We start from the raw sequence: 10,000 nt of genomic DNA, 5'->3' as shown, positions 1-10,000 counted from the left end.
GAGCGAACGCGGACCAGCCGAGCCCAAGACGTGACCAGAACTGGTTGGAAAGCCAGGCCATAGCGGGTGACAGCCCCGTATGGGAAGCGTTGCGGGACGTATCAAGTAGGGCGGGACACGTGAAATCCTGTCTGAAGATCGGGGGACCACCCTCGAAGGCTAAGTACTCCTTACTGACCGATAGCGAACCAGTACCGTGAGGGAAAGGTGAAAAGCACCCCGACGAGGGGAGTGAAACAGAACCTGAAACCGAACGCCTACAAGCAGTCGGAGCTTGACTGGACTCTTATGACAATCTGCTTCATTCAGGTGGCGTTAAGCCACGGGGGAATGAGCATGTCGGATCTAGCGTTCGTGACGGATGGGAGCATGGCCGTTCTCGGTCTTGTGGCCGGCCTGATCGACATGGGTGTCAATCACTGCCCGCGGGACGGGTGCCTCGCCAAGCGCGATGCGATGCCGCACGCGAGCGCAGCAATCGGGCAGACCGTGTTCCAGGAAAACGCGGTTGGCGAAGAAATCTATCTTCGCCGCGAAACACGGCACGCCAACGGGCCGTTCCAGGTGGCCTACGGGCTCTCGGCGTCGAATGACGGTGAGCTTTGGGCCGGGATCGGACACACCTACACGATGACCAACGCGAGCGAGAACCTGTTCCTGAAATTCCACGCGATGACCGGCCTCTACGACGAGGGCTCCGGCGTCGATCTCGGCGGCCCCGTCGAATTTCGCTCGGGCGTCGAGGTGGGGTTTCAGAACCGGGCGGGCGTCCGCTTCAGCCTCGGTGTTGATCACCGATCAAACGCCGGGCTTTACAGCCCGAACCCGGGTCTCGAAACCGTGCATCTACGCGTCTCGATCCCGACGAAATGATTGTTATAAGTGTCCAGTCTTGTGACGGCGTACCTTTTGTATAATGGGTCATCGACTTGGTCTATCCAGCAAGCTTAAGCCGTTAGGTGTAGGCGCAGCGAAAGCGAGTCTTAAATGGGCGTCGAGTTGGATGGATCAGACCCGAAACCGAGTGATCTAGGCATGGCCAGGCTGAAGGTAAGGTAGCACTTACTGGAGGGCCGAACCCACATCTGTTGAAAAAGATCGGGATGAGCTGTGCCTAGGGGTGAAAGGCCAATCAAACTCGGAGATAGCTGGTTCTCCGCGAAATCTATTTAGGTAGAGCGTCATCCGAATACCCCGGGGGGTAGAGCACTGGATGGGTAATGGGGCCCCACAGGCTTACTGATCCTAACCAAACTCCGAATACCCGGGAGTACTAGATGGCAGACACTCTGTGGGTGCTAACGCCCATGGAGGAGAGGGAAACAACCCTGACCTGCAGCTAAGGCCCCTAATTCATGGCTAAGTGGGAAAGCAGGTGAGACGGCCAAAACAACCAGGAGGTTGGCTTAGAAGCAGCCATCCTTTAAAGATAGCGTAACAGCTCACTGGTCTAAATAAGCTGTCTTGCGGCGAAGATGTAACGGGGCTCAAGCCATGAGCCGAAGCTCAGGAGTGCGTAAGCACTGGTAGCGGAGCGTAGTGTGACATAGATCCATTCCTCCTTAGCGCCTTTCGCGGCGCGTTGGAGGAAAGGATCTTTCGATGAAGCCGGGGCGTGAGCCAGCCGGTGGAGAGATCACTAGCGAGAATGATGACATGAGTAGCGACAAACAGGGTGAGAGACCCTGTCGCCGAAAGTCCAAGGGTTCCTGCTTAAAGCTAATCTGAGCAGGGTAAGCCGACCCCTAAGGCGAGGCCGAAAGGCGTAGTCGATGGGAACCAGGTTAATATTCCTGGGCCAGGAGGATGTGACGGATTGTGACTGTTGTTCGGACTTATCGGATTGTCCGGGCCGCTGATCAGTCCCTGGAAATAGCACCTCCACAAGATCGTACCCTAAACCAACACAGGTGGACTGGTAGAGCATACCAAGGCGCTTGAGAGAACGATGTTGAAGGAACTCGGCAATATACCTCCGTAAGTTCGCGAGAAGGAGGCCCGGGTCTTGGGCAACCAGGGTCCGGGGGCACAAACCAGGGGGTGGCGACTGTTTACTAAAAACACAGGGCTCTGCGAAGTCGCAAGACGACGTATAGGGTCTGACGCCTGCCCGGTGCCTGAAGGTTAAAAGGAGGTGTGAGAGCACCGAATTGAAGCCCAGGTAAACGGCGGCCGTAACTATAACGGTCCTAAGGTAGCGAAATTCCTTGTCGGGTAAGTTCCGACCTGCACGAATGGCGTAACGACTGCCCCGCTGTCTCCAACATCGACTCAGCGAAATTGAATTGCCTGTTAAGATGCAGGCTACCCGCGGTTAGACGGAAAGACCCCGTGCACCTTTACTACAGCTTCGCACTGGCATCAGGATTGTGATGTGCAGGATAGGTGGCAGGCTTCGAAGCCGGGACGCTAGTTCCGGTGGAGCCACCCTTGAGATACCACCCTTCGCACTCTTGATGTCTAACCGCGACCCATGAACCTGGGTCCGGGACCCTGCGTGGCGGGTAGTTTGACTGGGGCGGTCGCCTCCTAAATGGTAACGGAGGCGCGCGAAGGTTGGCTCAGAGCGGTCGGAAATCGCTCGTTGAGTGCAATGGCAGAAGCCAGCCTGACTGCGAGACTGACAAGTCGAGCAGAGTCGAAAGACGGCCATAGTGATCCGGTGGTCCCGTGTGGAAGGGCCATCGCTCAACGGATAAAAGGTACGCCGGGGATAACAGGCTGATACTGCCCAAGAGTCCATATCGACGGCAGTGTTTGGCACCTCGATGTCGGCTCATCTCATCCTGGGGCTGGAGCAGGTCCCAAGGGTACGGCTGTTCGCCGTTTAAAGAGGTACGTGAGCTGGGTTTAGAACGTCGTGAGACAGTTCGGTCCCTATCTGCCGTGGGTGTAGGATACTTGAGAGGAGTTGCCCCTAGTACGAGAGGACCGGGGTGAACGTTCCACTGGTGGACCTGTTGTGGCGCCAGCCGCAGTGCAGGGTAGCTATGAACGGACTGGATAACCGCTGAAGGCATCTAAGCGGGAAGCCGCCCTCAAAACAAGGTATCCCCGAGGACCGTGGTAGACCACCACGTCGATAGGCCGGAGATGTAAGCGCAGCAATGCGTTCAGTTGACCGGTACTAATTGTCCGACAGGCTTGATTTGATCCAGTAGAAGCCAGACTTGGCCACGTGTGCAAAACATACGCACGCTACGGACAGAAGCATGCACCGAGTGTGCAGGACTTGGATTTTGAGGGTTTTTCTCGGTTTGGTGGTCATAGCACAAGCGAAACACCCGGTCCCATCCCGAACCCGGCCGTTAAGCGCTGTAGCGCCAATGGTACTGCGTCTCAAGACGTGGGAGAGTAGGTCGCCGCCAAACCTAGAAAAACCCTTGAAACGTGTCTCTCTTACGATGCCACGCCCTGAACACCGATACCTAGCAGGGCGTGCAAAAATGGCGCGGGATGGAGCAGTCCGGTAGCTCGTCAGGCTCATAACCTGAAGGTCGCAGGTTCAAATCCTGCTCCCGCAACCACCGAAATCTGACTCAAGTACGGAAGGGCGCCCTGTGGGGCGCCCTTCTCGTATTCGGACCCTGCGCAAACCATTCGCGCCAGATCGCCATGGATCTCCACGGCAAGACCGTCCCGGGCAACCTCGTCGGGACGAACTCGGATCTCGGCGATCAAATCGCCAAGCAATTCATTTGCGAGCACCACCTGCTCAGGCGCGCTCAGGAACGAATTCAGCCGCCGGAGAAGTCGTTCATAGACAGCTTCGAGGTCGCCCGGATCCAACGATGTCGTGCTCAATGCTTCGGCATCACGAGCCGCGATCGCAGCTTCCAGACGCCGCGCTTCTTCCTCTTTCGCCCTGAGCCGACCCAGAAGCGCGTCACTTCCTGCATCGCTCTCGAGAAGGTCGAGCAGGCGTTCGATAGCCTTCTTCACCTTCGCCAGGTCGGCTTCCAGCGACTGATCCTGCTGGCGAGCTTCAGCCTCCTCGTTTTGCCAAAAACGCTGCACCTCGGCCGCAAAATGCGTCGCCAACTCCGGCGTCAGCAGGCCCTGGCGAAGTCGCGCCACCACGCGCTCCTCCAGCCGGAAGCGAGAAATCGTCTTCGAATTGGAGCATGCGGATGCCCCACGCGTCTTGCGGCCATAACAACCGTACCGTTCCTTGCCAACGATGGTATAACCCGCACCGCAGCAATCGCAGGTGATCAGGCGCGCGAGTAGATACTTCGCCCGATGCGCCCCGTTCAGAGAACGGCGATCCGGTTCTGCCTTCGCATGACGTTTATAAGTTGCTTCTAACCGATTCTGTACCTCGTTCCAGAGATCGTCGCCGATGATCTGTAACTCCGGGCGCTCGCGATGGACGATCCGGTCGTCGTCAGCCGGGCGGGATATCCTGTTGCCGGTGTCCGGATCACGCGTGAATTGGTTGCGACCGTAAACGATCACTCCGATGTACGCTTCATTGCGGAGCATGCCGTCCCGTTTCTTCGCGTTTCCGCGGATCGTGCTGTCGTTCCACTGGCCACCACGGGGGCTCAAAACACCTTCGGCATTCAGGCGAGCCGCGATTGCGCGCGGAGATAAGCCCGCCGCATACTCCTCGAAAACACGGCGAACCACCTTGGCCTGCTGAGGGTCGATTTCGCGGTTCAGGTCCTTGTCGTGGACCACGCGATAGCCGTACGCGACTCCTGCCGCAACGCGTCCGCGCGCGGTCGTACCTGCCTGCCCGCGGCGCGTCTTCTCGCCGATCTCGCGCGCTTGTATGTCTGCGATGCCGGCGTAGAAAGGAACCATCTTCCAGTCAACGCGACCGGCGTTTGCGGAATAGAGATCGACTTGGCGATGCTCGAACCAGTCCGCCGTCGTTACGACGTCAGCGGCGCGCCGACCGATCCGCTCGAGCCCCTCGACGAACAGGGCATCGACGCCGCCCCGCGCGATGTGATCCTTCATCTGTAGAATGCCTGGGCGGCTGCGTAGCAGCGTCCGGCCGCTCGAAGCATGGTCGCAATACGTTTCGACCACCTCGAAGCCGGCGCGGTCAGCCGCGCCACGGCAATGCGAGAGTTGGTCCTGCACGGACATTTCGTTCTGTTTTTCGCTGCTGTAGCGCGCGTAGATCACGGCTTTCGGCCGCGCCCGAGCTCCTTGGTCCGATTTGCGCGCCGCTGCCGCGCGGCGCGCTTTCCGCGCTCCTGCGGTCATCCCTTTTGCTCCTTCTTCTTGAGCTCCGCGACATACGCCTGTGCCATCAGCGTCGCAATGTCCTGAAGTTTTACCGTCGCCGTGCGCGACCCGCCGGGGTTATCGTTCGCGGCTACCACCGTTTCCGACTCTTGGTTCTTCATCTTCATGTCAAACTTCCTGTTGTTGTCGCCGCAATTTCGCGACAGCCGGGATAGGGGGTGTTCCGAACCTGACCAGAAACGGCGATGGCAAAAAATTCTGACCTCAGGGGCGAGTGGACGGTTAAATGACTGGGGTTTCTCGATATTTTTTTTGAGACTGGAATGCCTGTCATTGACGCGACAAGCTGCTGAGAGGCCCTTGAACAGCTTCCACCGAGCTCTGCGCAAAGGCCGTCACTTTGGTTGTCGATCCAGTCTCAATAGTGCGAACCCATGTAGGGCTAACTCGGGGCGCCCCGTGGCCCTGCCAATTCCGCACGAAATCCGCGACAAATAGTCGCAGGATTGTCAGGTCGTATGACATGCCGGAAAAGACCGGTGTCGAGGCTCGTCAACGGCGGAATAAAAACCGACCACGTGGCGGGGCTCAACTATTCAGAGCGCCTTTCTCATCTGGCCGGACATGTCCACGCCATGATCTGGTCGGCGGTCCATGAGGAACACGTTTCCGGTGGTGCGCGCGCATATTCTCCCGATGGCGTCCTTTTCGCGCGCTTCGGGTGCCCCGATCGGGTGCTCGCCCTTGTACTCCACCACGAACAGCCGACCGTCGCGTAGCTTTGCGACGAAGTCCGGGAAGAACCGGCGGCCGATGCGCGGCAAGGAAAACGGGTCCGGATGTCGGGCGACGTTGCGCACCCAAACCTTGACCTCATGGAGGCTGTCGAGGCTCCAGGCGCACTGGAACTCTTACCCGTTCAGATCGCCATCGATAAGCGGGGCACGGTCGGCACCAAGTGAAACGACAAGCAATTATTGAAACGTCTGAAGAACTTCGCCCTCTGAGCGGCTTGGGGTAGACTGGGAGGGAGCACGAAGGATGCCCGTCTATGCCCAAGCAGCCCGCCTTTCCTGGCCTCCGCCACGCGATGAAGAAGAATCAGACGCGGCGGGAGAAGGTCCTCGCCGAGATGGAGGCGGTGGTGCCGTGGACCCGGCTCCTTGCGCTGATCGAGCCGCACTATCCGAAGGCCGGGCCGAAGGGTGGGCGTCCGCCGATGCCGCTGGAGACGATGCTGCGGGTCTACTTCCTCCAGCAGTGGTATGCGCTCAGCGACCCGATGGCCGAGGAGATGCTCTACGACAGCGACGCCATGCGCCGGTTCGCGGGTATCAAGTTGGGCGACGATCGGATCCCGGACGGTCCGACGGGACCGTGGCCACAGATGCGGCCGCGTAAGCCCGGAGGACGCCATCCTCGACTTCCGCCATCTGCTGGAGCAGCACGCGCTGACCGGGAAGCTGGTCGCCGAGGTGAACCGCCATTTGGCCGATCAGGGGATCACGCTGCGCTCGGGCACGCTGGTGGACGCGACCATTATCGATGCGCCTTCCTCGACGAAGAACGAGGCCAAGGCCCGCGACCCCGAGATGTCGTCCACGAAGAAGGGCAACGACTGGTTCTTTGGAATGAAGGCGCATGTGGGCGTTGATGCTGAAAGCGGTATCGTGCACAGCGTTGAGACCACGACGGCAAAGGTGCACGACAGCCAGGTCTGGGACGAGCTCCTGCACGGCGCGGAAACGTCGGTGTGGGCCGACAAGGGCTATGTCAGCGCGGCGCGGGAAGCCGCGTTCGGCGGCCCCGGCAAGTTCCGGGGCGTCATGAGGAAGGCGCCGAAGGGCTGCGCGCTGCACCCGGCCGACGCGCACATCAACCGGATCATCGCCATGGTGCGGGCCCGCGTCGAGCATCCCTTCCGGATGCTCAAGCGCCAGTTCGGGTAATTCAAGACGCGCTATCGTGGCCTCGCCAAGAACCGGGCACAGCTCTTCATGCTGTGCGCCCTCGGCAACCTGTTCCTCGTCCGACGAAGACTGCTGGCATGAGGCGGAGGCTGCTCTCGAAAGCCGATCCCGGCCATTCGAGCCGGCAGATATCCGGAAATCGCCGGCATCACCGGCCGACTTGTCCTCGTCAGACCGCCCTCGACCCGAAATCGGCAAAGCCGAAGCGGTAGATCATACGATCCCTATCGGCCATCGCGCTGGCCGTAGACGTGATCTTCTGGCTTTGACCATCAATGAGTCTGGAGCCTAAACGCCAAGCACATTACTTTGTTCTTTCGATGAATAACAGCTCGCATTCAAGGCCCAAGACCACCATGGATCAAGTATAAAGACATACCCATCGGCTGATTATCAACTCGGTGTGGACATCAAGCGCAGCGAACTTCTGCTTCCCGCCCTCTTTGCCGGTCTCAGCCACGGAGACGAACAGGGCGACAATCTGCAGCGCATGGCGGCAAGCCGCCATCGGGCCCGTTTTTCACGGGCGACCGCCAAGGTTGATGAACGGCATCGAACGATGGGCGGGGCCGCCGTTTGACGGCCCCGCGTTCTTCTACGCGGCCGCCTCGTCGAGGCGGGCTTCGAAGATCTCGATCGCGGCCGAGAGCAGGCACGCGATGGTCTCCAACGTTGCGCCATCCGGCGTGGTGCGCCAGCGCAGGCAGTAGGGATCGATCGGCCGCAGCCGCGCATGGGCGGCCTCGCCCTCCAGGCGTTCGGCCGCCGCCCGGCGGCGCACCTGGCGCCGCATCCGGCGGCAGGCCTCGAGTCGGGCGGCATCACTTGCGGCAGGGTCCAGCATGTCGTGATACGTGGTCATGCTGGTCGAGAAGGTTTCCGCCGCGGCGTGGGCGCGGAAATGGATCAACTCGAGCCATTGGCCGGCGTAGCAGGTCAGGCACCGCGCCTGCGCGCGTGTGGCGGTCAGGTCGTTTCGCATCACGCGGCCTCCCGCATGCTGACGACGCCGGCCAGCCGCAGCGCCTCGAGCGCCCGCAGCCCCCGGCCGAGCACCTCCGCGCACCGCCGGGCCACATGGGCCCGCGGATCATCCGGGTGGACGGCGGCGAAACGCCGGGCCTCCACGCTGCCGATCGCGTCGGTGAACTCGAGACGCAGCAACCGGTGGAGCGCGTCGAGCTCGCCACGGCGGGCGGCGAGATCGTGACCAGCCTGCGCGGCGGCGGCAACGGCCCCGGCCCGCTCGGCCCAACGCGGCCCACCGAGCAGCTCGGCCGAGGCGACGAGGCTGTCCCCTTCGTCGCGCAGCCAGCGCATGAAATCGCCGGCGGTGTTCATGTGCCGGAGCAGGGCACGGATATCGGGAGTCTGTTTCATGGGATCACCTTTCCTGGTGGAGTGCGCGACCCCCCGTGGGCCGCGTCAGAGATCCCTGCTCCGGTCGGGTGGTGCGGCTGTGTCCCAACGCTTGGTGTAAGAGGCCGCGCGCGGCGCCCCCGGCGTAGCGCGGCGCGCGGCCGGTGGTGACGCTGGCGGCCACCGTCGATCTTCGGCAAAGGTTCGGGTTGCAACACTCGAAACCAAAGACGGAGATGACGATGACCGATGAGAGAATGGCACTGATCGAGTTGGTTGAACAGCAGGCGGATGGCGATCTCGTGCGCGAGATGCTGGCCTTCGCCGCCGAACGGATCATGGAGGCGGAAGTCGAGTCGCGGACGGGCGCGGCCAAGGGCATGCGCTCGCCGTTGCGGGAAGTCCAGCGCAACGGATACCGTGACCGCGACTGGGATACCCGTGCCGGCCGGATCGCGCTGGAGATCCCGAAGCTGCGCAAGGGCAGCTATCTGCCCAGTTTCCTGGAGCCGCGCCGGACGGCCGAGAAGGCCCTCGTGGCGGTGGTTCAGGAGGCCTATGTCCACGGCGTCTCGACCCGCTCTGTGGACGATCTCGTAAAGGCCATGGGCGCAGGCGGGATGTCAAAGAGCCAGGTCAGCCGGCTCTGCGCCGAGATCGACGAGCGGGTGAACGCCTTCCTGGACCGACCGCTGGAGGGGGCCTGGCCCTACCTCTGGCTGGACGCGACCTACATCAAGGTGCGTGACGGCGGGCGGATCGTTAGCCGCGCTGTGATAATAGCCGTCGCGATCAACGAGGACGGCAAGCGCGAGGTTCTGGGCGTCGCCACCGGCCCCTCCGAGGCCGAGACGTTCTGGACTGNGCGACCTACATCAAGGTGCGTGACGGCGGGCGGATCGTTAGCCGCGCTGTGATAATAGCCGTCGCGATCAACGAGGACGGCAAGCGCGAGGTTCTGGGCGTCGCCACCGGCCCCTCCGAGGCCGAGACGTTCTGGACTGATTTCCTGCGCTCCTTGGCCGACCGTGGCCTGCGCGGTGTGAAATTGGTGATCGCAGACGACCACAAGGGTCTTCGGGCGGCGGCGCGGCGGGTCTTCAATGCCACTCATCAGCGCTGTCGGGTTCACTGGATGCGCAATGCGCTGGCACACGCCCCGGCCAAGCAGCGCACGGCGGTGGCAGCGATGCTGAAGACGATCTTCGCCCAGGAAACCAAGGCCGAGGCTGAAGCCCAGTGGGACACCGTTGCGGATGCTCTGCGCGAAAAGCAGGACAAGCTCGGCACCTTCATGGATGCCTCGCGCGACGATGTGCTCGCCTACATGGATTTTCCGCGCGAGCACTGGACCCAGATCGCATCGACGAATCCGCTGGAACGGGTGAACCGCGAGATCAAGCGGCGCACCGATGTCATCGGCATCTTCCCAAACGATGAGGCCATTATAAGGCTCGTCGGCGCGATCA

At 61.3% G+C, this 10,000-nt stretch carries 6 protein-coding genes, 1 tRNA gene, 2 rRNA genes and 2 pseudogenes (1 of these 11 cut by a window edge); 6 read left to right on the top strand and 5 right to left on the bottom strand.

Going from position 1 to position 10,000, the window contains the following annotated elements:
- The 3 genes from CEF10_RS11580 to CEF10_RS11570 all read left to right on the top strand — a co-directional run.
- A 23S ribosomal RNA gene (locus CEF10_RS11580) occupies positions 1-3,152 on the top strand; it begins 287 nt to the left of the window's first position.
- 104 nt (positions 3,153-3,256) lie between these two features.
- A 5S ribosomal RNA gene (rrf, locus tag CEF10_RS11575) occupies positions 3,257-3,371 on the top strand.
- A gap of 79 nt (positions 3,372-3,450) precedes the next feature.
- Positions 3,451-3,527 (top strand) — tRNA-Met (locus tag CEF10_RS11570).
- On the opposite strand, the gene CEF10_RS17475 is transcribed toward CEF10_RS11570, so the two are convergent.
- The 3 genes from CEF10_RS17475 to CEF10_RS11555 all read right to left on the bottom strand — a co-directional run bounded on the left by CEF10_RS17475 (position 3,484) and on the right by CEF10_RS11555 (position 6,062).
- Positions 3,484-5,100, bottom strand: a complete 1,617-nt coding sequence (locus tag CEF10_RS17475) for a recombinase family protein (protein ID WP_408638466.1) — start codon at positions 5,098-5,100, stop codon at positions 3,484-3,486. The two genes, CEF10_RS11570 and CEF10_RS17475, sit on opposite strands and share 44 nt — an antisense overlap.
- Before the next feature lie 116 nt (positions 5,101-5,216).
- Complete coding sequence (locus tag CEF10_RS16920) at positions 5,217-5,369, bottom strand: hypothetical protein (protein WP_157933021.1); 153 nt, start codon at positions 5,367-5,369, stop codon at positions 5,217-5,219.
- Between the two features lie 429 nt (positions 5,370-5,798).
- Complete coding sequence (locus tag CEF10_RS11555) at positions 5,799-6,062, bottom strand: hypothetical protein (RefSeq protein WP_157933020.1); 264 nt, start codon at positions 6,060-6,062, stop codon at positions 5,799-5,801.
- Positions 6,063-6,253: 191 nt separating this feature from the next.
- Between CEF10_RS11555 and CEF10_RS11550 the strand changes: the two are divergent.
- A pseudogene (locus CEF10_RS11550) lies at positions 6,254-7,253 on the top strand (IS5 family transposase).
- A 322-nt stretch (positions 7,254-7,575) separates the two neighbouring features.
- Positions 7,576-7,752, top strand: coding sequence for a hypothetical protein (locus CEF10_RS16915; RefSeq protein WP_157933019.1), 177 nt, complete (start codon positions 7,576-7,578; stop codon positions 7,750-7,752).
- Between the two features lie 15 nt (positions 7,753-7,767).
- Here the strand turns inward: CEF10_RS16915 and CEF10_RS11540 are convergent, their stop codons facing one another.
- Together CEF10_RS11540 and CEF10_RS11535 are read right to left on the bottom strand one after the other, a co-directional pair.
- Positions 7,768-8,154, bottom strand: coding sequence for a hypothetical protein (locus CEF10_RS11540; RefSeq protein ID WP_101068332.1), 387 nt, complete (start codon positions 8,152-8,154; stop codon positions 7,768-7,770).
- The gene (locus tag CEF10_RS11535; protein WP_101068331.1) at positions 8,154-8,552 is read right to left on the bottom strand and encodes a hypothetical protein; all 399 of its coding nucleotides are present in this window, start codon (positions 8,550-8,552) and stop codon (positions 8,154-8,156) included. Before CEF10_RS11535 ends, CEF10_RS11540 begins: the two co-directional genes overlap by 1 nt.
- A gap of 221 nt (positions 8,553-8,773) precedes the next feature.
- Here CEF10_RS11535 and CEF10_RS17470 point away from each other — a divergent pair.
- Positions 8,774-10,000: pseudogene (locus tag CEF10_RS17470) on the top strand (IS256 family transposase); the annotation flags it as partial.

It is taken from the genome of Roseovarius salinarum, assembly GCF_002834145.1.
GTDB classification, from domain to species: Bacteria; Pseudomonadota; Alphaproteobacteria; order Rhodobacterales; family Rhodobacteraceae; genus Roseovarius; species Roseovarius salinarum.
Note: the sequence above shows the minus strand (reverse complement) of the source record. Positions and strands in the feature narration are given on the sequence as shown.

What these genes read in the sequence shown, in the direction of transcription:
- CEF10_RS17475 (WP_408638466.1), bottom strand. Translation starts at nt 5,100, where the DNA reads ATGTCCGTGCAGGACCAACTCTCGCATTGCCGTGGCGCGGCTGACCGC.
- CEF10_RS16920 (WP_157933021.1), bottom strand. Translation starts at nt 5,369, where the DNA reads ATGAAGATGAAGAACCAAGAGTCGGAAACGGTGGTAGCCGCGAACGAT.
- CEF10_RS11540 (WP_101068332.1), bottom strand. Translation starts at nt 8,154, where the DNA reads ATGCGAAACGACCTGACCGCCACACGCGCGCAGGCGCGGTGCCTGACC.
- CEF10_RS11535 (WP_101068331.1), bottom strand. Translation starts at nt 8,552, where the DNA reads ATGAAACAGACTCCCGATATCCGTGCCCTGCTCCGGCACATGAACACC.